Annotated in this window: 22 protein-coding genes; 9 read left to right on the top strand and 13 right to left on the bottom strand. The window is 65.8% G+C overall.

Translation table 11 applies throughout. The annotated features are described in order from the left end of the window. Window positions 1-2 precede the first annotated feature (2 nt). Window positions 3-5,966 (bottom strand): ThuA domain-containing protein, encoded by a 5,964-nt coding sequence (locus EV192_RS48845; RefSeq protein WP_132125643.1) that lies wholly within the window; start codon window positions 5,964-5,966, stop codon window positions 3-5. 153 nt (window positions 5,967-6,119) lie between these two features. Between EV192_RS48845 and EV192_RS48840 the strand changes: the two genes are divergently transcribed. Next, window positions 6,120-6,563, top strand: a complete 444-nt coding sequence (locus EV192_RS48840; RefSeq protein ID WP_132125642.1) for a VOC family protein — start codon at window positions 6,120-6,122, stop codon at window positions 6,561-6,563. Window positions 6,564-6,742: 179 nt separating this feature from the next. On the opposite strand, the gene EV192_RS48835 is transcribed toward EV192_RS48840, so the two are convergent. The 10 genes from EV192_RS48835 to EV192_RS48800 all read right to left on the bottom strand — a co-directional run bounded on the left by EV192_RS48835 (window position 6,743) and on the right by EV192_RS48800 (window position 15,716). Further along, window positions 6,743-7,465, bottom strand: coding sequence for a S1 family peptidase (locus EV192_RS48835; protein WP_132125641.1), 723 nt, complete (start codon window positions 7,463-7,465; stop codon window positions 6,743-6,745). A 210-nt stretch (window positions 7,466-7,675) separates the two neighbouring features. Continuing rightward, on the bottom strand, window positions 7,676-10,096 hold the full coding sequence (locus EV192_RS48830; protein WP_243727562.1) for a LamG-like jellyroll fold domain-containing protein: 2,421 nt from the start codon (window positions 10,094-10,096) through the stop codon (window positions 7,676-7,678). A 72-nt stretch (window positions 10,097-10,168) separates the two neighbouring features. Further along, the gene (locus EV192_RS48825; protein ID WP_132125724.1) at window positions 10,169-11,140 is read right to left on the bottom strand and encodes an ABC transporter permease; all 972 of its coding nucleotides are present in this window, start codon (window positions 11,138-11,140) and stop codon (window positions 10,169-10,171) included. Between the two features lie 11 nt (window positions 11,141-11,151). Continuing rightward, complete coding sequence (locus EV192_RS48820; protein WP_243727561.1) at window positions 11,152-12,003, bottom strand: ABC transporter permease; 852 nt, start codon at window positions 12,001-12,003, stop codon at window positions 11,152-11,154. Between the two features lie 915 nt (window positions 12,004-12,918). Further along, window positions 12,919-14,037, bottom strand: coding sequence for a protein-L-isoaspartate O-methyltransferase family protein (locus EV192_RS48815; RefSeq protein WP_165960998.1), 1,119 nt, complete (start codon window positions 14,035-14,037; stop codon window positions 12,919-12,921). Further along, the gene (locus EV192_RS57050) at window positions 14,034-14,159 is read right to left on the bottom strand and encodes a hypothetical protein (RefSeq protein WP_279495941.1); all 126 of its coding nucleotides are present in this window, start codon (window positions 14,157-14,159) and stop codon (window positions 14,034-14,036) included. The genes EV192_RS48815 and EV192_RS57050 overlap by 4 nt, the downstream gene beginning before the upstream one ends. 79 nt (window positions 14,160-14,238) lie before the next feature. Continuing rightward, the gene (locus tag EV192_RS54440) at window positions 14,239-14,412 is read right to left on the bottom strand and encodes a hypothetical protein (RefSeq protein ID WP_165960997.1); all 174 of its coding nucleotides are present in this window, start codon (window positions 14,410-14,412) and stop codon (window positions 14,239-14,241) included. A gap of 14 nt (window positions 14,413-14,426) precedes the next feature. Beyond that, window positions 14,427-14,780 (bottom strand): hypothetical protein, encoded by a 354-nt coding sequence (locus EV192_RS48810; RefSeq protein ID WP_132125638.1) that lies wholly within the window; start codon window positions 14,778-14,780, stop codon window positions 14,427-14,429. A 12-nt stretch (window positions 14,781-14,792) separates the two neighbouring features. After that, entirely contained in the window at window positions 14,793-15,017 is a 225-nt protein-coding gene (locus EV192_RS48805; protein WP_132125637.1) for a hypothetical protein, read from the bottom strand. 408 nt (window positions 15,018-15,425) lie between these two features. Beyond that, the gene (locus EV192_RS48800) at window positions 15,426-15,716 is read right to left on the bottom strand and encodes a hypothetical protein (protein ID WP_132125636.1); all 291 of its coding nucleotides are present in this window, start codon (window positions 15,714-15,716) and stop codon (window positions 15,426-15,428) included. A 283-nt stretch (window positions 15,717-15,999) separates the two neighbouring features. Here EV192_RS48800 and EV192_RS48795 point away from each other — a divergent pair, with 283 nt between their 5' ends. The 3 genes from EV192_RS48795 to EV192_RS48785 are packed head-to-tail and all read left to right on the top strand — an operon-like array spanning window position 16,000 to window position 17,739. Next, window positions 16,000-16,326, top strand: coding sequence for a hypothetical protein (locus tag EV192_RS48795; RefSeq protein WP_132125635.1), 327 nt, complete (start codon window positions 16,000-16,002; stop codon window positions 16,324-16,326). After that, window positions 16,307-16,843 carry a DUF6879 family protein gene (locus EV192_RS48790; protein ID WP_132125634.1) on the top strand — a complete coding sequence of 179 codons (537 nt, stop codon included), beginning with the start codon at window positions 16,307-16,309 and terminating at the stop codon, window positions 16,841-16,843. Before EV192_RS48795 ends, EV192_RS48790 begins: the two co-directional genes overlap by 20 nt. Window positions 16,844-16,854: 11 nt before the next feature. After that, window positions 16,855-17,739: a helix-turn-helix domain-containing protein gene (locus EV192_RS48785; protein WP_132125633.1), complete on the top strand. Its 885-nt coding sequence runs from the start codon at window positions 16,855-16,857 to the stop codon at window positions 17,737-17,739. A 7-nt stretch (window positions 17,740-17,746) separates the two neighbouring features. Here EV192_RS48785 and EV192_RS48780 read toward each other — a convergent pair whose 3' ends face one another. Together EV192_RS48780 and EV192_RS48775 are read right to left on the bottom strand one after the other, a co-directional pair. Continuing rightward, window positions 17,747-18,112, bottom strand: coding sequence for a hypothetical protein (locus EV192_RS48780; protein ID WP_132125632.1), 366 nt, complete (start codon window positions 18,110-18,112; stop codon window positions 17,747-17,749). 160 nt (window positions 18,113-18,272) lie between these two features. Beyond that, entirely contained in the window at window positions 18,273-18,659 is a 387-nt protein-coding gene (locus EV192_RS48775; protein WP_132125631.1) for a hypothetical protein, read from the bottom strand. Between the two features lie 513 nt (window positions 18,660-19,172). On the opposite strand from EV192_RS48775, the gene EV192_RS48770 reads away from it, so the two are divergent. The 5 genes from EV192_RS48770 to EV192_RS48750 all read left to right on the top strand — a co-directional run bounded on the left by EV192_RS48770 (window position 19,173) and on the right by EV192_RS48750 (window position 22,154). Then, complete coding sequence (locus EV192_RS48770) at window positions 19,173-19,529, top strand: hypothetical protein (protein ID WP_132125630.1); 357 nt, start codon at window positions 19,173-19,175, stop codon at window positions 19,527-19,529. Next, a complete protein-coding gene (locus EV192_RS48765; RefSeq protein WP_132125629.1) occupies window positions 19,526-20,014 on the top strand; it encodes a ribosome-recycling factor in 489 nt (162 codons plus the stop codon). The genes EV192_RS48770 and EV192_RS48765 overlap by 4 nt, the downstream gene beginning before the upstream one ends. A gap of 148 nt (window positions 20,015-20,162) precedes the next feature. Then, window positions 20,163-20,984, top strand: coding sequence for a hypothetical protein (locus EV192_RS48760; RefSeq protein WP_132125628.1), 822 nt, complete (start codon window positions 20,163-20,165; stop codon window positions 20,982-20,984). 4 nt (window positions 20,985-20,988) lie between these two features. Next, window positions 20,989-21,801, top strand: a complete 813-nt coding sequence (locus EV192_RS48755) for a hypothetical protein (protein ID WP_132125627.1) — start codon at window positions 20,989-20,991, stop codon at window positions 21,799-21,801. A 125-nt stretch (window positions 21,802-21,926) separates the two neighbouring features. Next, a complete protein-coding gene (locus EV192_RS48750) occupies window positions 21,927-22,154 on the top strand; it encodes a hypothetical protein (RefSeq protein ID WP_132125626.1) in 228 nt (75 codons plus the stop codon). The last annotated feature ends 5 nt before the right edge of the window (window positions 22,155-22,159 follow it).

Genomic DNA, 22,159 nt, shown 5'->3' with positions numbered 1-22,159 from the left:
TGTCATCGCACTCGGCCGCCTGGCCCGGTCAGCCGCGCGATGATCGCGTCGGTGTCCCGGGTCAGGGTCTGCTTGACGTCCACCACCAACTGGTCGGCGGCCAACTGGCGGAACGCCCGCAGTTCCTTGACGGTCTTGCTGTCGTTGCCGCCCGCCTCGGCCTTGCGGGCCTTGGTGAGCTGCGCCTGCAGCTTGTTCGCACCCGCCTGGGACAGCCAGCCGACCGCGCGGTACCGGTCCACCAGGTTGGCCAGGTCCCTGGTGGACGTGGTGACACCGAACGTGACGGTCTGCACGGTCTGGTTCCCGGCCTTGTCCACCGCTGTCACCGACAGCGAATGGATGGACAGGCCCAGTTCGTACAGTGCCTGCAGGGTGCCAGACGCGTAGGCGTTGCCGTCCAGTGCGCCGCTGACGGTCTTGATGCCCGACGTGGAGTCCACGGCCTGCCAACTGATCCGCAGGTCCTGGCTGTCGCCGTAGATCCGGCCGTCAGCCACGCCGGACACGAGAACTGTCGGCTTGGTGCCGTCGATCTTGACCGTCGCCGCCTTGTCCTGCTCGACGTTGCCCGCCTTGTCGGTGGAGTGATAGGCCACGGTGTGGGTGCCGTCGCCGGTCACGTTCACCGGCTCGGTGTAGGGCTTCCACGGTCCGCCGTCAAGCGAGTACTGCGTGCCCGAAACTCCCGCCGAAGCGTCCGTTGTGGACAGTGTCACGGGTACGGCGCCGGCGTGCCAGCCGTCGTCGTTCGGCGCCGCGAACTGGGCCGTGGTCAGCGGCGCGGCCGTATCCTTCCTGATCGGCAGGCTCGCCGAGACCGTGTTGCCGGCCTTGTCCGTCGCCCGGTACGCCACGACATGACTGCCGTCGGGGACGCTGACCGGGTCCGTGTACGCCGTCCACGGCCCGTTATCCAGGCTGACCTCCGTGCCGGCGATCCCGGACGTCGAGTCGGCCGCCGTTACCGCTACCGAGACATTCGAGGCGTACCAACCGTTCTGACCATCCGGCGCCCCAGGTGTCGTGGTGGCTGTGACGGTCGGCGCTTGACTGTCCACCTTGAACTCGACGGTCCTGGCAGTCTCGACGTTGCCCGCCTTGTCCACCGACCGGTAGCCCACCTGATGGGTTCCGTCCACGTTCACGGTGAACAGCCCGGTATACAATATCCAGTTTCCACTGTCTACCGTATACTCTGTACGGTCCACACCGCTGCCGGTGTCGGTCGCCGCCAACGTGACCGTGACGGGGTTGGTGTACCAGCCGTTGGCGTTGGCCGGGTTGGCGGTCAGGGCGGTGACTGGCGCGTCCGTGTCGGCCGGTTGGCCCCAGGAGGCGTGGAAGTAGTCGAACTTCGCCGTCTTGGACCCGGTTTGGTTGGCCCCAAGGGCGAACAACCCGACCTTGCCGGACAGCGCGTTGGTCACCGCCTGGCCGACGTCCGTCCAGGTCGTCCCGTCCGCGGAGTAGAACCCGTGGTACGTCGTGCCCTGCTTGGTCAGCCGCAACCACCACACACCCTGACCGAGGCCGGTGGCCTGTGGTTGCGGATCCTGCACGACGTCACCGGACTCGCTGCGCAACTCGATCCGGCGTACCAGAACCGCGCCCGGCGCGTTGTCGACTACATAATCCAGCTTCACGTAGTTTCCGTCGTCGGCGTATGCGATCAGGCCGCCCTGCTGGTAGGCCTCGGTGAACGCGCTGCCGTCGAGTTTCGTCTCCACGGTCCAGTCACCGCTCGGCGGTGTCTGCAACGTGAAGTTCTTAGCGTTGGTGTTGCCCGTGCCGTAGATGTCACCGGTTTGCGTGTCGATCTCCAGGTTGCCGCCGGTGACACGCTCCGCCGTCGGGTCGGGCCGGACGACCGTCGCCCAGCGGCACGTGTTCAGCGCGGTGCCGGTGAACTCGTCGTTCGGCGGCGTGGTCGCGGTGGCGTCCGGCGTGATCTGGAACCAGTCGAACGCCGCGTCGATCACCGGGCGGTTCCCGGTGCTGGCGAACGACATCAGGCCGATCCGCGGGTTGGGGATCCCGGCGATCAGCTTGTCCGTCTGCGGCATCTGGGTCCATGACACGCCATCGGCCGAGTAGGACGCGGTCAGGTGCGTGCCGTCACTGGCCAGCCGGACGTACGCGGTGTCCGGGAAGGACGCGCCGAGGTTGCCCGTGTTGGAGTCGGCGACCTCGTTCGGAACACCCTTGTCCTCACGAATGAACTGGATGATCCGGGCGTTGGCGTCGTTGGTGCCACGCGCCTCGAACACCAGCTTGGCGTAGTTGTCGTCGTCGCCGTACAACACCAGACCGGCCTGCTGGTAGGCGTTCCGCGCGGCCATGGTGACCTTGGTGGTGGCCTGCCAGGCGCCCGACGGCATCGCCTGGACAACGATGTTGGGCACCGGCGTGCTGTTGTTCGTCCCGTAGATCTCACCAAGGGCGGTCGGGATGTGCAGGCTGCCACCAGACACACTCAGGTCCTGGTTCTCCTGGATGACCGTCCACTTCGTACGGTCAAGCGGACCGTCGAACCCGTCCGACCGGCCGGTCAGGCAGCTCGTTCCCGGACTGTCCACTGTGATCGGAACGTGCTCGGTTCTGGCCGCGCCCTTGGTGTCGGTCACCGTGACCATCGCCTCGTAGCTGCCCGGCACCTGATAGGTGTAGGCGGCGTCCGAGGTGCTCGGCCGCGGCGCGCCGGCCACCCCGAAGTCCCACTTGTACGTCAGCGGGGTGTCACCGTCCGGGTCGGTCGCGGTCGTGTGGAAGTTCACCGTCAGCGGCGCCGTGCCACGGTCCGGCGTGCCGGTCACGTTCACGTCCGGTCGCTGGTTCTCGGTGACGCCCTTGCCGACGAAGTCGACCCAGTTGACGTTGAACAACCCGCCGTTGTTGCCGGCCGCCTTACGTGCCACGAAGTACAGCGGTCCGGTTGCCGTCGGCGGGTTAGCAAGCGTTAACGTCACGTCGGTGTAGACCTGCCAGCCGGCGGTCACCGGTGCTACGACCGAGCCGACCAACGGCCCGTCGGTGGCGCCCGCGTGCACCTCGATGGTCCCGCCCGAGGAGCCTGAGGACACCCGGAACCGCAGCGCGGTCACGTTGCTCAGGTTCACCGGGTCGAACGACCACCAGTCGCCGTCCTCGATGAACCCGATGTCCTTGAACCCGCCCGCCGAGTCGGCCGCGGTCTCCACCTGCACGCCGGGGTTTCCGGTCCCGGTGCCGTCCGCGACGCGGCCGGTGGCGCTGAAGAACTCGGCCTGCTTGTGCTTGGGCTGCAGGATCACCTGGGCGCGCCCGGTCAACGCCCCCGCGCCACCGGCCCCGCCCTTGTCGGTGTAGCTGGCCTCAAGCACGCCGAACACGTTGTCGCCGTCGCTGTGCCCGGACGACAGCGTGGTCTGCACCAAGCCGTTGCAGCCGGTGTACTGGTCGAGCGGGTGGCCGTGGGTGTCGTGGCCGAGGATCGACTGCAGCTTGACGTCGTCGCAGTTGATCGTGCCGTCCTCCGGATCGGTGACAGTGACACCGAAGCGAACCTGGTCGCCCCAGTCGAACACACCGCCGTTCGGCGGCAGGTTCAACGTGACCGTCGGCGCGGTGTTGCCCACCACGATCGGCACGCTGGCGGTGGCGCTCTTCCCGCTCGGGTCGGTCACGGTCAGCGTCGCGCTGAAGTTGCCGTTCGTCGGGTACGTGAACGTCGGGTTGGCGGTGGTGGAGTCGGTCGTGCCGTTGCCGTCGAAGTCCCAGGCGTACGTGATCGGCGTGCCGTCCGGGTCACGTGAGCCGTCGCTGGAGAAGTGCACGGCCAGCGGCGCCGGGCCGGACGTCCGGTCCGCCGTCGCCTTGGCGATCGGCGCCCGGTTGCCCTGGACGTAGTCGATCCGGTAGATGCCGGAGTCGGTGTTGTCGCCGCCGAAACCGGATCCCCACTCGATCAGGTACAGCGCGCCGTCCGGGCCGAACTTCATGTCCATCGGCTTCTTGAAGGTGAAGGACGGGAAGATCTGGTTGATGTCGGTGAGCTTTCCGCCGTCCTCGTTGAGCTGGAAGGAGTAGAGCTTGTTCTGGTTCCACTCGCCGAAGATCTCCTTGCCGTCCCAGTACGCCGGCCACTTGCGGTCGGACCCGAGCGCCGGGTCGTACCGGTAGACCGGGCCGGCCATCGGCGCGCCACCGCCGCCGATCTCGGGGAACGCCGGGTCGGCACTGTAGTGGTAGTAGACCATCGCGGGCAGGGCGGGCGGCAGCGCGGTGAGACCGGTGTTGTTCGGCGAGTTGTTCACGGGGTGCGCGCAGTCGAACAGCGCGCCGGAGGTGCCGGTGGCGAAGTCGTACTGGTTGTACGCCTTGTTGTTGCCGATACAGTACGGCCAGCCGTAGTTGCCCGGCTGGTTGAGGATGTCCCACTCGACCGTGTTCTCCGGCCCGCGCGTAGCGCTCGCGGTGCCGGCGTCGGGGCCGTAGTTGGCGACCATCAACTTGTGCGTCTTGGGGTCGATGCCGATCCGGAACGGGTTGCGGAAACCCATCCCGTAGATCTCGGGCCTGGTGTTGGCCGTGCCGGGCGCGAACAGGTTGCCCACCGGGATGGTGTACGTGCCGTCCGACTGTGGATGGATGCGCAACACCTTGCCGCGCAGGTCGTTCGTGTTGGCCGAGGTCCGCTGCGCGTCCCAGGACGACCGGCCGCCTCGCTGGTCGATCGGGGCGTATCCGTCGGACGCGAACGGGTTGGTGTTGTCGCCGTTGGCCAGCCACAAGTCACCGGTACCCGGGTCGAACACCATGCCGCCGCCGTGGTGACAGCACTCCGCGCGTTGCACAGGGACTTCGAGCACTACCTTCTCGCTGGTCATGTCCAAGGTGTTGTCGGCTTTGACGGTGAACCGGGACAGCCGGTCGACGTCCTTGCCGTTCGGCGAGTAGTACAGGTACATCCAGTTGTTCGTGGTGAACCTCGGATCCAGCGCGATACCGAGCAGGCCGCTCTCGTTGGCGGTGAACACGTCCAGGTGCCCGGCGGTGAGCACGCCACCGGCCGGCCGGATCACCTTCACGTCACCCAACCGGTCGATGTAGAACACGCGGCCGTCGCCGGCGACGTCCAGCATCATCGGGTTGGACGTGTTGTCGTCGAGCGTGACCTTCTGGAAGCTCTTGTCCAGCGACGCCGAACAGTCCGCGGGGACCACACCGGCGGCGGTCTGCAGGCCGCCGAGCAGCAGGTGCAGGAAGTTCGGCTCGGTGTAGCTCTCCTTGGTGTGACCGAGGCCGGTATACCAGGACCGGCCGCCGTCATAGTCCTGACACCAGGTGTTGGGGTGGTCCGCACCCATGGTGCCGCCGGTATACGACTTCTCGTCCAGCTCGGTCAACACGTGCACGTTCGGCCGTGGATCGGTCTGGTAGTCGTACCACTCGTCGGTCCGGCTCCACAGCGTCGGCAGGCCCTTCGTCGACGGGTGAGCCGGGTCCTCGACCTTGACCACAGCCTGCTGGGGCGCGGGATGCTGCTTGAAGTACGCCCCCGTCAACGAGCCGTACCACGCCCACCCGTACTCGGTGTCAGCGGCGGCGTGCACCCCGGCGTACCCGCCACCAGCACGGATGTAGCGTTCGAACGCCGCCTGCTGAGTGTCGTCCAGGACATCCCCTGTGGTCGAGAGGAAGACCACGACCTGGTACTTCGCCAGGTTCGAGTCGGTGAACGCGCCGGCGTCCTCGGTTATGTCGACGGTGAAGTCGTGCTCCTGCCCCAGCCGCTGGATCGCGGCGATGCCATCGGGGATCGAGTCGTGCCGGAACGCGGCAGTCTTGGAGAACACGAGCGCCCGAAACCCCGGATCCGCCGCGGGCGCGGCCGTCGCTGTCTGGGTGACGGACAGACCAAGCACCACAACGGCCGCGGCGGACACCAGTCGTCTGCCCACGGCCCCGAGTCGTCTGCGGATCATCTGATCTCCTCCACACAGCGTCGTTGCTTCCCGGAGAGGCCCGCATTTGTTCGTTGCCTGAACCAATTAAGAGCATGGCGGGGTCGGCGTCAAGGGGTATGTGAACAGAAGGCGCCTAAGATCCACCGGTACCGACCCGACGGGAGCGACCGAATGGCTGTCCGATACCAACTGGTGATCGACTGCGCCGACCCGGACCTGCTGGCCCGCTTCTGGGCCGCGGCCCTGGGGTACGAGCTCGAGCCGCCCCCGGACGGCTTCGCCACGTGGGACGACTGGCGGCGCGACATCGGCCTGCCCGAGGAGGCCATGGGACCCGGCGCGGACAGCATCGTCGATCCGAGCGGCGACGGACCGCGGATCTGGTTCCAGTCGGTGCCGGACCGGAAGACCATCAAGAACCGGCTCCACCTCGACATCCACGCCAGCGGCGGGCGGGCGTTCCCGATCGAGACCCGCAGGCTGCGGGTCGACGCCGAGGCGAAACGGCTGGCCGATCTAGGCGCCACCATGGTCGGCGCGATGAGCACGGCGGGTCTCGACCACTACGCGGTGGCGATGAAAGACCCAGAAGGCAACGAGTTCGACATCAACTAACCGGGCCGCCGTATTGGCCGGACCGGCACGGCTCCCCACTCCGTTGACGTCCTTCGGCCGCACCCGCCAGGACTGAATGCAGTATCCCATTGTTGGTGAATTCTGGATACAAATACGGAAGTGGGAGAGGCACCGTTGGTCAGTACCTCTCCCACTGGGGGGTTTAGCGCATCAGGCCATCAGACTCCCGTCTGTTGTTGGATCCACGCCCGGTGCGCGGCGATACCGGTGTAGAGCGTGGTGGTGGCACATTCGCCGTTGTTGTCGCCGGGACCGTGGGTCTCGCCGACCAGCGTCCAGTTTCCGCGCGTTCCGGTGACAGCTGGGCCGCCGGAGTCGCCGTGGCACGCCGACTGGCCGCGGCCGCCGGAAACACACACGTCGTTCGATGTGCCGCCGCCCGCGGCGCACCGACTGCTCGGCAGGATCGTCAGGTCGATCTCTTGCAGGGTGTTCGGCGTCGAACAGCTGGGCCAGTTCAGGCAGCCCCAGCCGAGCAGCCGGACCGGGCTGCCGGAGGCCGGGTTGGCCGTCGCCATCCGGACCGGGGTGGACCGGGCCGGTGTGGACAGGTGCATCAGGGTCAGGTCGGTGCCGGGCTTGGTGAGCCGCCGGTCGATCCGGCCGACCTCGCCACCAGAACTGTGACTGGTGGAACCGATCCGCCCCTGCGACGCGCTGCCGCAGTGGTTCGCCGTGACAATCCACTGTGGAGCAATCAGGCTGCCGCCGCATCCGTTGCTCAGCCCGACCATGAACGAGTACGTCTCGGAGGCGTTGTGCCCACCGATGATGTTCGGCTGTGCGCCGCCATCGGGTTGGGCCGCCTGCGCGGACGTGGTCCCGCCCATGGCGAGCGCGAGAACGCACGCGCCGAAAGCCGCCATGAGGACCTTACGCATAAGACTCTCCCAATCTGCAGGGTTGACAAGGGAGTCATACAACGAATGCAGCGTCCTACCATGCGGCGTGCCCGACCACCCCCAAAAGTAGGTTCCAATCCGAGCGATAAACGCAGGCTGTCAACCGGCATAAATCGAAGCGATGCACGTCCGTTATCCGAACAGTTCGGCAGGCGTCCGTTTTCCGAACAGTTTATCGCTCAATATCATTCATCGGCCGGAGTTGTACAGGGCCGCGACCTCACCGGCCGGCAGCGCCCGGTCGAACAGGTGCACCTGGTCGATCGCGCCCCGCCAGAAGTCCACCGGCCCGCCGTTGTACTTCGCCCGGCCGATCACGGTGTTGCCCGCGCCCGGCCCGCCGTCGCACATGGACGCGGCACCCGCCTGCTGACCGTCGACGTACAGGGTCAACGACCCGGCGCGCGCGTCCCGAACACCCACGAGGTGATACCAGCGCCCGGTGTCCGGCGCGGACGGGGCCAGTGCGCGCACGCCCGCGAAGCTGAACGCGAACCTGTTGTCCTGGCCGGAGTACTGCAGGAAGAACGCGCTGTGGTCCGGGCCATCCTGGCTGACCGCGGTGGCGAACCCGCCGAGGCTGTCCAGTTTCACCCACGCCGCCACGGTGTAGTTCCCGTTGGTGTCCAGCACGTTCGCCCCGGTGTCCACTGTGGACGTCGAGCCGTTGAACCGGACAGCCGAACCGGGGTGGCCGTCGGTCCAGGTCGCGTCGCCGGTCAGGGTGGCGTTGTGGTGCCCAAGGGCGTCCGCTGTGGTCGTGCCCGTTCCCTCGCTGAACGGGTAGTAGGCGATTCCGTCCGGGCCAGGTGTGCCAGGGCCGGGCGCAGTGCCGCCGCCGGAGCCGTCGGCGGTCCGGATGATGGCCTCGTTGACCGCCTTGACCTGCGGGAAGTCCATCTTCCTGACTTGCCGGTCATAGGTGAAGAAGCCGTTGACCTCATGCTCGACGTCGGTGATCTGGGTGTACACGGCCGCGCTGATGCCACACCGTTGCGCGGTGGCCATCACGTCCCGCTGGTTCTCCACGTACCGGCGGGTCAACGTCGCCGAGTCGGGCTCCATCTCGTACGCGCCGCCGTCGCCGAACCACATGTGGTCCTTGACTTCCAGGCCGAAACCGCCGTGCTCGCCGTCCACGGCCACTCGTGTCGGCGACGGCACGGGTGCCGCCGGACCCACGTACTGGTGGTAGTCGATGATGTCGCCGCGTCCCGAGTCGCCGTGCGAATCGCAGCAGTTGACGCCGGTGTGCGCGTTGACCAGGCGGGTCGGGTCCTGTTTCTTGACGTCGTCGGCGATCCGGCCGGTGGCGCCCCGGTCCCACTCGCCCCAGCCCTCGTTGAACGGCACCCAGACCACGATGGACGTGTCACTCTTGTGCTTGTCCACCATGGTGTGCATCTCGGTCTCGAACTGCTGCTGGGCGTCCGGTGGCGGCGTTCCACCGGTCCGCATCGCCGGCATGTCCTGCCACACCAGCAGACCGAGCCGGTCGGCGTGGTAGTACCAGCGGTCCGGCTCGACCTTGATGTGCTTGCGGACTGTGTTGAACCCGAGCACCTTGTGCTGTTCGAGGTCGAACCGCAGGGCCGCGTCGGTCGGCGCGGTGTAGATGCCGTCTGGCCAGAACCCTTGGTCCAATGTGGACATCTGGAACAGGATCTTGCCGTTCAGGGTCATCCGCAGTTTGCCGTCCGCACCCGGTGCCATGCCGACCTCGCGCATGCCGAAGTACGAGCCGACATCGTCGACCGTCCGGTGGCCGCGGACCAGACGAACCCGCAGGTCGTACAGGAACGGCGAGTCAGGCGACCACAGCTTTGCGTGGGGTACAGGCACTTTCAGCTCGGTGTTGGGCGCGCCGGTGGCACGGCCGACCACCCGGTTGTGGTCGTACGCGGTCGCTTCCACGGTCAGACCGTTGGTGTCGCCGGTGGTCCGCGCAGTCAGTCGCAGGGTGGAGTCAGCGAGCTTCGGGGTCTGGTCGAGTTGCGTGATGCTGGTCGACGCGACCGGCTCCAGCCACACCGTCTGCCAGATCCCCGAGCTGGACGTGTAGAAGATGCCCTTGTCCGGGACGTTGCGCTGCTTGCCGATCGGCTGCCACGTCTTGTCCGTCATGTCCGTGACACCGACGACGACTTCCTGCGGGCCACGGGATTTCAGCGCGTCCGTGATGTCCACGCTGAACGAGTCGTAGCCGCCGCGATGGGTGCTCACCTGACGGCCGTTGACCCAGACAACACTGTCGTAGTCGACCGCGCCGAAGTTCAGCCGCACCCGGTTGTTCCGCCAGTCGTTCGGTACGGTGAACGTGCGGCGGTACCACATGCGATCCTCGTGCCGCATGATGCCGGACAGCGCGGACTCGATCGGGTACGGCACGAGGACGCGTTCCGCCAGGGACTGCCCGATCGGCGGCGCCTCACCGGCGGCGGCGCCGGCGAACTCCCAGACGCCGTTCAGGTTCTGCCACCGGTCCCGGGTCAGCTGCGGCCGCGGGTACTCCGGCAGGGCGTTGTTCGGCCCCACCAGCCGCGTCCACGGCGTGGACAACGGTGGTGTCCTGGGTTTCCACACTGGCTCGGCGGACGCGGCGTTCGTCACGCCCAAGACGCTAACAGCGGCGGTGATCAGGGTAAGGATACGGATCGAGGTTCTCTTCACCGGGTAACCTCCTTATTGGTCGCGCTTCCTCCCGAGATGGGCACGGCTCAGGTACGCCTGCACGGCGACGACGACAGCCAGGAACGCGCCGCTGACCACCGACTGGTAGTACGACGACAGCGTCCCGATCTGGTTGATCACGTTCTGGATGACCGAAAGCAGCACCACGCCGGCCAACGTGCCGCCGACCGTCCCGGCGCCGCCGGTGAGCAGCGTGCCGCCGATGACGACGGCGGCGATCGCGTTCAGCTCAAGGCCAACCCCGACAATGGTGACCCCAGAAGCGATGTACGCGGCGGACAAGGCGCCCGCGAGCCCGGCCAACAGGCCACTGCCGGTGTACAGCCACATTGTGCGTCTGGCGACCGGCAAGCCCATCAGTTTCGCGGCCTCGGCGCTGCCGCCGATCGCCCGTACCGAATGGCCGAACCTGGTGCGCTGCAACACGAAGACGCCGACGGCGAACAAGACGGCCGCGATGAACACGGGATACCCGATGCCCAGCAACGTGCCCTGGCCGATCCGCGTGAGCAGAGCATCGCGGGGCATCACCCGGGTCGTCGCGCCCTCCTTGGTGATCGCCAGCAGCAGGCCACGGGCGCCAAGCAAGGTGGCCAGGGTGACGATGAACGGCGCCAACCGCCCGTACGCCACCAGAACCCCGTTGAGCAGGCCGATCCCGCCGCACACGACCAACGGCAGCGCCAGCCCCGCCACACTCCCCCACTGGATGCCCAACGCGGCCAGCACACCGCCGAGCGCGTACACCGATCCCACGGACAGGTCGATGCCGCCGGACATGATCACGAACGTCATGCCCAGCGCCACGATCGCGAGGAACGAACTCTGCATGGCGACATTGCGCGCGTTGTCGACGGTCGCGAACGAGTCGAACGCGAACGACGACACCAGCACCACGATTGCCAGCACCACAACGGAACCGCGACGCTGCACCACACCGGCGAGCCACTCACGACGGGTCATGCCCAGGGCAGTCACGCGCGTGACCTCCTCTGCAGGAACACGGCGACGATGATGATGGCCGCCTGCACCAGCAGCGAGGCCGACGTCGGCAGGTTGTTCTTGATCAGCGTCGCCGAGATGAGCTGCATCAGCAGCGCGCCCGCGACCGTACCGAGCACACGGACCCGTCCACCGGACAACGGTGTCCCCCCGACGACGACCGCGGTGATCGCGGCCAACTCGGCTAGTTGCCCGATGGCCGACGGGTCGGCCGCGGTGAGCCGTGCGGTGGCCACGACCCCGGCGACCGCGGCCAGGACACCGCTGATCGCGTACGTCACCATGAGCACCCGCCGCACCGGCAACCCGGCGAGCGCGCTGGCCGACCGGTTCCCGCCGACCGCCACCAACTGCCGGCCGAACGTCGTGTACCGCACCAGGAACCCGATGACGAGCGTGAGCGCGGCGGCGATGACCACGACGATCGGGACGCCGACCACCCGCCCGGCGCCGATCTCCAGCAACGCCGGGTTGTGAATGTCCTTGAGCTGCCCGTTGGCGATGACCAGCGCGAGCCCGCGACCCCCGACGAGCAGAGCCAGCGTGGCCACGATCGGCTGAATGCCGGCAACGGCAACAAGCGTCCCGCTGAACAACCCGCACAACGCCCCACCCAGCAACGCCACCAGCAGCGCAGGCGCCAGCCCATACCCCAGATACAACGGAAGCAGGGCAGCGGACAACGCCATCACGGACCCAACCGAAAGGTCAACCCCCTCAGTCCCGATGACCAAAGCCATCCCCAAAGCCGCGATCAGCGTCGGCGTGACCTGAACAAGCTGAGTGTTGAGATTGGTGACACTGGCGAAGTTCTGCGTGAACAAGAGGTTATAGCCAACCAGTAACACAAGCGCCGCATACACCCCATAGTCCTGAAGCAAGCGCCCACCGGTGTGTCTCGCGTTCCCGGACGGTGTGTCGCGCATTTGAATTGTGACCCTCTTGTTATGGGGTTTTGGGGAAACCGCAGGTCAGCAGTGGTCAGTGGTGGCCAAGTAAGGTTACTGTGACCACCTGGTGGTCCCCGTGGGAACACGACATGGGACCACCTTGGCCGCAAGTGGCCGCAGGCACCAAGCGGGCGGGGCACCCGCAGATCGGGGGTGTCCCGCCCGCTTGGTTTGTACGTCGGCTGCACGGCCTACCCACCTGGATGTCACGCACTGCGGTGTTCCGGACACGGGACGTGTTCGCCCTGGGGCGGCCGGTGAACAGCAGATAACCCGGATATCGGCATACCGACTACCGGTGAGCCAGCGCCCCCACATCACAGAGTGCCCCATGCGGAGCCGGGTCAGGTTGTACTCGCACCGTTCGGCCATCGTGGACGCTCCGGTGTTCCGGTCCGGATGCATCTCGGGACCGAGTCGTTCGCGTTCAGTGCGCATCCAAGTAGGCCCACGCCCAAGAGGCCCGTCACCTCTGCCTGAGGTGACGGCCCTTTCGCGTGCGGTGCCCAGCAGTCAACGCTTTCGCAGGCGAAAGCAGTCCAGCGAACCCGAAGGGTTGCACGTGCAGGGCCTGCGGCCCATTCCCGTATGTAACGGGACCAGCCATTCCACGTGACCACACCGCCACAGCACGCCGTCGGTGTGTACACAATACGGTTCGTCTCTACGGCACCGTGGACACGGGTAAGGCGGACTGGCCACAGTGTTCAGACACGGACCGAGATCCAGCGTTCAACCCTTTCGGCTCGCGATCTTCTCGACCTTAGGAGTCATGGCGGGGCCTTAGGCTCATTCGCTGGCAAGCCGAATGGTCTGGCTGTCCGGGGTGATGGTCCATTCCCAGTCAGCGCCCGCCGGTTTACCGCGATCCAGCCACCAGCCAAAGGCCGCTTCCGCGTCATCCCACAGCCGGCGAACCCCGTACTGCCGGACCACACAGCCGCCACGGTCGTCTGGCCGCACGACAGCCCACGACCCCGACACCGGGTCCATCAACCTGAGGTACTCGCGTTCCCGCAGGTCGTACTCACAAGACGGCAACGCCACCGCCAACGCCCACCGGGGCGCGAACTGCCCGAACATCAACCACGGATCATGCTCTGTGGAACGCTGCGATACGTCGCCGGCCGACTCGTCGATGAGTTCGTCGTCGGCCCACGCGACGCGCTGCGACCGCAGCTCCATGAACGCCGCGCCCATACTCGCCATCCGGCCGGTCGCCGTGCCGTCGTTGTTGACCACGAACCGCACCAGCGGCCCCGATGTCAGAGCGGCCCGCACAGGGGTCACGATCACGCCCCCTGGCTGTGTCTGTTCCACCCACGTGTAGGGAACGTGCCCGAGCTGCACGGCCGCGGTCGAGATCACTCGGTCGAACGGTTGTCCCCAGTTAGGCAGACCGTGGGCGCCGTCCTTCGTGAACACCTGTACCTCGGTGGTCTTGTACCCGCTATGGCGCAGGTTTTGTCGTGCCGTCCCAGCGAGATCGGGATCGACCTCCAGACTCACCACCTCACCGTCGCGGCCGACCAGCTTGGACAACAACGCCGTGTTAAACCCGCTCCCGGCGCCGATCTCCATTACGCAATGCCCCGGCTGCACGTCCAGCAAGGCGAGCATGCCCACCACTACGGACGGCATCGACAACGAACACGACGCCCGATCGCCAACCTCTGGCCACGAAGTGAAGCCGTCGTCGTACTGCGTGACGACCGACGTGTTCGAGTAGACCGCAGTCCACCATGCCGTCGGGTGCTCTCGCTTGCTGAGCGGCTTGCCGTCGACCCAGACGAGGTCAGAGGTAAAACGGTCACGGAGCACCTCACACAGCAGCAGGCCGAACCCGGCCGGGAGCAACCCGGCCGAGTCCAGTTCCCGCACCAGCGACTCAGGGCCGATGCGACTCATTCGTCCTTTTCCTCGTCGCCCAACACGTCCGTGTTGCCCTTCGAGCCCTGACCGGTGTGATCGGTCTCGCTGTCGTTCTCGCCTCGGTTCTTGTTGCCCATCAGGCATGCCCTCTCATCCATGTATCGACGTACCCGGTCTACCGCTCCGGTCCGAACGCACCGGACCTGTTGTCACGCAAGACAGTCACACCTCCTCTCATCACACGCTTCCCGGTTCCTGCATGTCGAGTTCGTCGAGCCACAGCATCGCTTCCGCCGTAAGCAACACCGCCCGCCCTTCCCGGTACAGCTCCCGCGTGGCATCGCCCTGACGGATTCGATCTATCAAGACCGGAATCGTCGTCGTGGCAATAGTTTCCAAGTAGTCCGCCACCGGGTTTCTGCCGCTTACCATGGGGGGCATGGGTTCCATGCGTCACACTTGATCCAGCACCGGTAGCCTGACGGGTCGTCCGCGTTCAGCCGCAACCCGGTAGGTGCGCCAACTCGTTCGGTGTCGATCAGCCCGAGGAACATCAGGTTGGTCAGTACCTGGTGCAGGTCGTCGTGGGGATACTGCGGGAACACCGCGTACACATCGGACACTAGCGGCCTCTCCATGTCCTTGCTGCGCTCGTGAACGTCCGCAAAGAACCGCATGAGGTCGTTGCCTATCCGTGCTTGGTTCTCGTCGAGGTTAGCCAGCAACTGGCCCGCCGTGGCGAGCACAGCCACCACCGTCTCGTCGTCCTCACGGCGCACCGCTCCACCTTCCTAAGCCGCGTATTTCCTGTCCCACAGCAGAGTCGCCACGTCCAGCTCGGGCACTTCGTCCCTGGACTCCACGGCATAGAGGAACAACTCCTCCGCCTCCGGGCCGTTGGTCCACACCACCCGGTACCGGCGGATCTGACGGTCGTAGTAGATCCGGACGAAGATGCTGAATTTGTTGCCAAGCATGCTGGCGAGCCGACGCGCGTTACGCGCACGCTTACTCATGTTGGCTGTCCACCACGAACGGTTGAGCTTCGATGCCGCCGGTTGTGTACTTCGGCGGCAGACCTTGACTCGCAAGCTCCAGAGCCTGAGCACCCCGGAGACCGTGCAAGGTCCTGGTATCACTCGCGTGCTGGAAGATCTCCAGACACGGCCCACACGCAGCCCCTGGAACGGGGTGAAGGACCCCAGGCTCAGCCAGCCCAACAACAGGGTGGCCACACAGCGCACGCACCCTCGCCTCAGAGATGTACGTGTAGTGGAACTGGAGGCCACCGCACGGGCCGTAGTCAGGCTCTTCGTCCCCATACAGCCTCGTTAGCGCGTCCCCTAGGAACTCGATCAGGACGTCCGTGCCCAGGTAGTCACAGTCAGCCGTGCAACATTCGTGCCACGGCTCATGCCAGGCGGTCATCGCAACCGCTTTCCGTTACGCAGGGTGAGCACGATCTTCATTCCGTTGTGTTGACAGGACACAGGACTGTCGGGGTACGAACGCCGTCCCGCGTCCACAGGGGACCGTGGACAGTCGCCCGACTCCTGGTCAAACTGGGCGAGTACCGCACGCACGTGCGCGTTGATGTCCTCGAACATCGCTCGGTGGCGCCGCGCGCCGCGATGCATCCTGATCAAGGCCGTGGCAACGAGAAGCAGGAGCGGACCGCCAAACGCTGCGACCACCAGCACGTTCCAAGCGCTCATCGATTCACTCCCTTCTGGTTCGGCAGGCACGCTTAGGCGGAGACGGCGGCTAGTGCCGCTCACCAGCGTGGCTTGGTGCCCGCCGTCAGGGGTGGCACCGGGTGGTCACCGACCAAAGACAGCTCTTGTGACCGTACGTGTCGGCGCTGTCGCCGCCCCAGGAGTTTGCTAGAGTTTTCTCGACAAGTTTCGTGCCACTAGGATTCGTTGACGCATGCCAGCTTGTCAGGGCACCATCAGGAGGTGGAGAAAATCAGCGCAAACTTCTAGTTAGGGGTACAACATGCAGCTAACGTTCCTGGGCAAAGAAACACAGGGTGGGGGCTCACCTACCCTGTTTGCCACTGACCGAGGTACCTACGTGGTGCAAGGCTGGAAGGTGGCGGGTCACGACAAGATCGAGATTCCCCAGCGCCTGCTGGCCCATCTGGAACCCCACACCTACCTCGGCACCAGGCTCAGCGATACCGGGCGGGGCACGTTCATGTTGTCGGGTGCGCCTGTCACGGATGACGTGGCACTGTCTCAGATGGACATTCCCGGGCATGAGACCTGTGTCGAAGTCCCTAAGAACGAGGAGAGTTGGTTCGGTGAACCTGCTACAGGGTGAGGCGTTCGACAAACTGTTCCACAGCTTCAAGCATGCGGCGTTTCATCTTGAAGTGCAGGACAGCTACCACACCCCGGAGGAATCTGTGCCATTTCGCCTCTTCCTCACTGGGCAGCCGGACGACTTCGCGTGGCACGCGCCTTGGCTTGCCTTGATTCGAGAGGTGACGGGCGGCGGCAAGCGCGTCACCCGGGCGCGAGTCGTCACCGTTCCCCATGGCGACTACACCCGGTGGGGCTTGACCGTAGCGGCGCACAACATCGCGGCAGGGGAAGACATCCGCTGGTTGCCGCGCCACCTCATCGATCCAGCGGAGCTCACGACGGACGACTACTGGCTATTCGACGATGAGCGCGTCGCCTTCACCGTGTTCGAGCCCGGTGGCCGGTTCGCAGGCGGCGCCGTCACCACTGATCCGGTGATCGTGGCCCACTGCCGTGCCGTCCGCGACCGCGTCTGGCAGGCAGCCATCCCATATCGCCAGTACCTCGCAAGCGAACACACCTCCTCCGCGTAAGACCGCTCGCTGTGACAAGCTCGATACATCAGGCCCGTGAAGCACTCGGCCACCGGCTCCGGGACATCCGCAGGAACGCCGGTCTAACCGGCGTGGCGCTTACGGCCCGGGCCGGCTGGCCCAGCAGCTCAAAAGTTTCAAAGATCGAACACGGCAAGCAAACACCGTCCGAAGACGACATCCGGACATGGTGCAGACACGCCGGGGCCGAAGAACAGATATCCGACCTGGTCGCCACCGTCCGCAGCATCGAATCCATGTACGTGGAGTGGCGACGGATGTTGGAAGTTGGCACCCACCACCGTCAACACGCCTCTAAGATCGTGGAGGCCCAGACAAGGCTCATGCGCTGGTACGAACCGCTCCTCATACCCGGCATACTCCACACCGCCGAGTACGCGCGAGCGGTGATGGGGCGGGTGATCGACTTCTATCGCATCCCGGATGACCTTGAAGCGGGCGTAGCGACCCGAATGGAACGCCAGCAGATTCTGTACCGAGGCGGCCGACGGTTCCACTTCGTGGTCGCCCAACAGGCACTGCACACAACCGTTGGCAACGCTGAGATCATGATTGGCCAACTTGACCGGCTGCTTGCCGTTACCTCGCTTGCCCGCGTCCTGTTCGGCGTGCTGCCGACCGGAGCCGAGTATCGTGTGCCCACGAACCAGTTCATCATCTTCGATGACCGGCTCGTCAACATCGAGACCATCTCCGCCGAGTTGGCCGTTAGCCAACCACGAGAGATCGCCCTCTACGCCAAGGCATTCAACGAACTGTCCCAGCAGGCTATCTATGGGCGAGCAGCACGAAGGCTCATCTCCGATGTTCTCGAAAACCGTCGTACGGAGCAACCGCCCGAGTGTGAACCTGAGTTGCCATCAGGCCATGAGTAGTAGATGTCTAGGCCAATCCTGACCTTGGGGGTGGACGTCCGCCCCCGCTCCGGAGCCAGCCCGAATCCAGCACGGCGTCGCGAAGGCGGAACGTGCGCAGGGGCGCGGCTACCGAGAAGTTGGCGATGGTCGTACGTGACCTTTGGACCGGGATGGACAGACCCGATGGCCCCGAGTCGTCATCGCCTGGTGGTTGGTTGTCGCGGTTGTGCTGCTCGACGTCGCTGATGAACTGGGCGAGGTCGGGTGTGATGGTGGTGCCGTGGGCGATGGCCACGGAGTAGAGGTTGGTGGGGCCGCAGACGAGGCGGTATGGCTCGTCTGGGAGTAGGTCGGTACTGGGTACGAGGTGCACCAGCTGGTGCCGGGCCATGGTCGTTCCTCCCCTTGTGCACGTCTGGCTTACGCGGTGGCGGCCGTGCCGTGCGGTGTCTGGTGTGTTCGGTGTCCCTCCTGGCTGCCGAACGCACGGTGGTTGATCGGATGAATGTTCTTCGTGTTGGCGCTGGTAGTCCTTACAGGACGATCCTCGGTCACCGCTTGGACGGTTGGGGTGGTGCCGGCTGTGGGTGGGGGTGTCGTTCGAAGCTGGCCACGATGTCCTTGATGCGTTGCTGGTCTGCCTCGGGTAGGGCGCGGATGCGGTGCATGAGGTCGACTTCTGCGGGGGTGAAGGCTGGTTCGATGGATATGCCGAGGTCGCGGATGCATGCCTGGGTGACGACTTCCAGGGGTTTGTCGAGTGCCTTGGCGATGTACTCCATGACGTTGAGTTTCGGCAGTCGTTGGGTTCTGTCGGCTGTTGACGGTCGGGTGTAGTAGGAGATCGACCCTTCGGGGAGGCCGGTGTCGCGCTCGATCTGTCGGACCGGTCGTGGGTCGGCGTCGATGAGTGTGGCGAGGTGGGTTTGCGCTGGCACGGGTGGCCCCCTTGGCGTGATGCCCCAGCGGACTGGGGTCGGCTGAGGACTAGCCCACTTGGCGGTGGACCTGATCATGCGTGCAGAGCAGTGCGGCGGTCTGCTGGTTGGAGATCTTCGCAGGGGTGGCGGGTCGACCGGCACCCCTCTTGTGTCGTGTGTCCGTTTAAGTGGTGTCCAACTGTGAGGATGTCCCTCGCGGGACAGTTCAACACAGAGTGTGCCAGCTGTGAAGATCGCTTGACAGACTGGTCGGGTTCGTGGACTGTGGTGAAACGGACAGTTTGTTCGAAACGTGATGCGGCACCAGGGGTGCCGCTGTTCGGAGCATTGGGTGAGGGGGCTTCGATGCGTGGTTGTCGCGCGCTCTGCTACGGCATGCGCGGCGTGTCGCTCGGGGCCCGGCTCGCTGATCTACCCCGGGGCTGGCCATCTTGATGGGTGACTGGCCACCCAGTGTCGTTCGTTCACCATCTGCGGCCCAACCCTGCCGTCAAAGGAGGCGGCACAGTCATGTCCTTTTCCCTCGATATCCCGACCACTGAGGACACCAGCGGCCGGGACAGACCCGACGAGCCCGATCCGGTCGGGGTGGATCTGACCGACCTGCACCTGATCTATCACGCGTTGCTTGCGGCCAAGGCTGAGGAGGAGCGCGTCGCGCAGGTGTGCGAGGACCTCAGCGCGATCATCAAGGGCCGTTTGGGTGATGCGGAGATCGGCCTCCTCGGCGGACGCCCGGTGGTGTCCTATAAGCAGGGCAAGCGCACCATCCTGCGGGCCAAGATGGTCCAGGACGAGTATCCGGACATCGCGCGGAAGTGCTCAGACACGATCCCGGTCCGGCCGTTCAAGTTGCTGACACGGTGACCACCGCCCGGCGCGTCCGCCGGGCACCGGGGACGGTCGCGGCTACGGGTGCTGTTGCGGGGGACCCGGCGGCGATGGCGGACGAGGTTTCCCGGCTGGCGGTCGTGTTGCCGTTGGACTACGGCGATGAACTGGCCCACATCACCCGGGTGTTGACGATCGATCCGCCGAACAAGTCGCATGTGGACGAGATCGTGAAGGCCATCATCAGCTCGGCGTTGATGGACCCGTTCTTCCAGACCACCGCCAACCGGTGGCGGGTGTTGCTGCCGCCGTGGGTGCGGCGCGGGTCGATGAACGGCGCGACCGTCAACGTGTTGCTGAATATGGGAATCCTGGTTCCGACCGGGCGGTACGTGCGGTGTGACGATACGACCTCGCGCAATGCCAACAAGTTGCAGCCGATTCACGCCCTGGACGTGATCGCGCTCCGTGATCTGCTTGCTCGCTCGGCCGACGCCGGTAGGTCGGCCGAGACAGCGTGATGGGCCGGTCCATGCCGGACAGTTGCCTTCCTCGCCGCGCGTAGCGGCGAGGTCCCTTTCGTCCCTTGGCGAATCCATTGTGTAAGGAGCGTTCTATGCCCTTGTTGCAGTCCGTGCCGACCGGTGCTCAGCGGGATGGCGCGGCGCGGTGACCGAGTTGGCTGTCATCACCTCGGACGCGATCGAGCGTGCGACCGACCCTGCGCATGAGGTGCTCCGGGCCTGTCAGGCCGCCAAGACGGCGTTGGACTATGCCTTGGAGCACAACAACATCGAGCAGATTGTGGAGGTGAAGTCTCAGGCTGAAGCCGTTCGAATCTACACGGTGCAAAAGCAGCTCGGTAAGGACGCCGAGCTGGCCGCCGCCGAAATCGCCCGCCGCGCGGAGCGGGGCCTAGGTCTGGCCATCCGCAAGGGTCAGCAGGCCGGGACGATCGCCGCGAAGGGTGCCCGCACCGACCTACTCGGCCCGACTGTCGGAGGCGAGACCGCAGTTGACGCACGCATGCATCAAGTGCGGCGACCTGCGGACTTCGCCGGTCGGGAGGAGTTGACCAAGGCGATCTACCCAGTCACCGATGGTGTGTCCGACGAACGGTACGAGGCTGCGCTCGCCGAGGCGAAGGTGGAGGGAAACCTCTCGCGAGCGAACGTGGTGCGCAAGGTGACGCCCACCGAGCCGGCAGAGTCCCGCCGGGATGCCACCGATCCAGCAGACACGCCGACCGCGTTGGGCACGCAGGTGCGCCAAGTGGGTGTCCGGCGGCGGCCCATTGTGGACTCCTGCCATGACGCGGCAAGGGCTGTTGTGAAGGACGCGCAACGGTTGGCGCGGCTGTTTGCCGACGACCGGTTGCCGCGCAAGCGGGAGCAAGTCGCGGACGCCTGCGCCGCGGATCTCACCCAGGCCGCGGCGATCATCGCCGCCGCGATCACCCAGCTACGCCCTACCGAGACAAGCGAAGGATAGATCCGTGTCCGAAGAAATCGTGGAAATCGTGGTCATCACGCCGGAGATGGCCACGCAGATGTTGCGACGTAACACCCGCAACCGCAAGCTGCGCGAGGAACACGTGCGGGATCTCGCGGGCAAGATGGCCCGGGGCGAGTTCCAGTTCAACGGAGACGCGATCCGCTGGAGCAGACAGCGAGAGATCCTCGACGGACAGCACCGGCTGCATGCCGTGGCGCGTTCCGGGGTGAGCATCCGCGCCGTGGTGGTGCACGGGTTGACCAGTGACAGTCAGGTCACCATGGACCGGCAGAACCGGCGCACACTGGGCCACCACTTGGACATCATGGGCGAGAGCAACACGAGGACGTTGACCGCCACGCTGAACCTTGCCGTGCAGTGGGATCGGGGCGTCCGATCGAAACTCGGCACGAGCGCGCACCGCGTCCCGAGCTACGAGGAAGCCTACGACTACCTGACCCACAACCCCGGTATCCGGGCGTCATTGGATGCTGGCAAGCAGTTGGCGTCCCGCAAGATCATGCGCGCGGCGACCGGCGCGTTCCTGCACTGGGTGTTCTCCCGGATTAATGTGGACGCCACTGAGGATTTCTTCGACCGGCTGATCTCCGGCATGCACGTGGACGAGGACGACCCGGTATGGGCGCTGCGTGAGCGGTCAAAGGACCTGCGGACCGGCAAGATGGAGAGCCCGGCCACGCTTGTCCCTTTGGCGTGCAAGGCATGGAACCTCTACCGGCGCGGCAAGGGCGTCAGGTTCCTGCGCTTCCGCACCAGCGGGGACTGCCCCGAGACGTTCCCCGAGCCGCGATAACCCCTCGCCCCTGCGCGCGGCCGTCTGGCCGTGCACCATCACCGACAGACCTACGCGGGCCAGCCCGTCCCCTGGGGGTATGGGCTTGGCTCGCGCCTTTCCGCACCCCTTTTTGGCGGACGTTGATGATCCCGGCCGACCGACACGTGGACGCCGACGCCGCCCGCCGTTGCCTGCGCGGTGAACTGCTGGCCGAACAGCTGACCACTCACGCTCGCGAGCTGGTGGTGGCCTGGCTGCATCGGCGGGGATGCACCGACGCCGCCGTGGCGGCGCGGACCGGCATGACCACCTACACCGCCGCGCGTATCCGTGCGCGGCTGCACCTTCCTGTTGTTCCACCCGACCTGTAAGAGGG

Origin of the sequence: Actinocrispum wychmicini (genome assembly GCF_004345645.1) — a bacterium.
GTDB lineage: Bacteria > Actinomycetota > Actinomycetes > Mycobacteriales > Pseudonocardiaceae > Kibdelosporangium > Kibdelosporangium wychmicini.
Note: the sequence above shows the minus strand (reverse complement) of the source record. Positions and strands in the feature narration are given on the sequence as shown.

Coding starts and splice junctions, on each gene's coding strand:
- EV192_RS48845 (WP_132125643.1), bottom strand. CDS start 5,966: ATGATCCGCAGACGACTCGGGGCCGTGGGCAGACGACTGGTGTCCGCC.
- EV192_RS48840 (WP_132125642.1), top strand. CDS start 6,120: ATGGCTGTCCGATACCAACTGGTGATCGACTGCGCCGACCCGGACCTG.
- EV192_RS48835 (WP_132125641.1), bottom strand. CDS start 7,465: ATGCGTAAGGTCCTCATGGCGGCTTTCGGCGCGTGCGTTCTCGCGCTC.
- EV192_RS48825 (WP_132125724.1), bottom strand. CDS start 11,140: ATGACCCGTCGTGAGTGGCTCGCCGGTGTGGTGCAGCGTCGCGGTTCC.
- EV192_RS48815 (WP_165960998.1), bottom strand. CDS start 14,037: ATGAGTCGCATCGGCCCTGAGTCGCTGGTGCGGGAACTGGACTCGGCC.
- EV192_RS57050 (WP_279495941.1), bottom strand. CDS start 14,159: ATGGATGAGAGGGCATGCCTGATGGGCAACAAGAACCGAGGCGAGAAC.
- EV192_RS48805 (WP_132125637.1), bottom strand. CDS start 15,017: ATGAGTAAGCGTGCGCGTAACGCGCGTCGGCTCGCCAGCATGCTTGGC.
- EV192_RS48800 (WP_132125636.1), bottom strand. CDS start 15,716: ATGAGCGCTTGGAACGTGCTGGTGGTCGCAGCGTTTGGCGGTCCGCTC.
- EV192_RS48795 (WP_132125635.1), top strand. CDS start 16,000: ATGCAGCTAACGTTCCTGGGCAAAGAAACACAGGGTGGGGGCTCACCT.
- EV192_RS48780 (WP_132125632.1), bottom strand. CDS start 18,112: ATGGCCCGGCACCAGCTGGTGCACCTCGTACCCAGTACCGACCTACTC.
- EV192_RS48770 (WP_132125630.1), top strand. CDS start 19,173: ATGTCCTTTTCCCTCGATATCCCGACCACTGAGGACACCAGCGGCCGG.
- EV192_RS48750 (WP_132125626.1), top strand. CDS start 21,927: ATGATCCCGGCCGACCGACACGTGGACGCCGACGCCGCCCGCCGTTGC.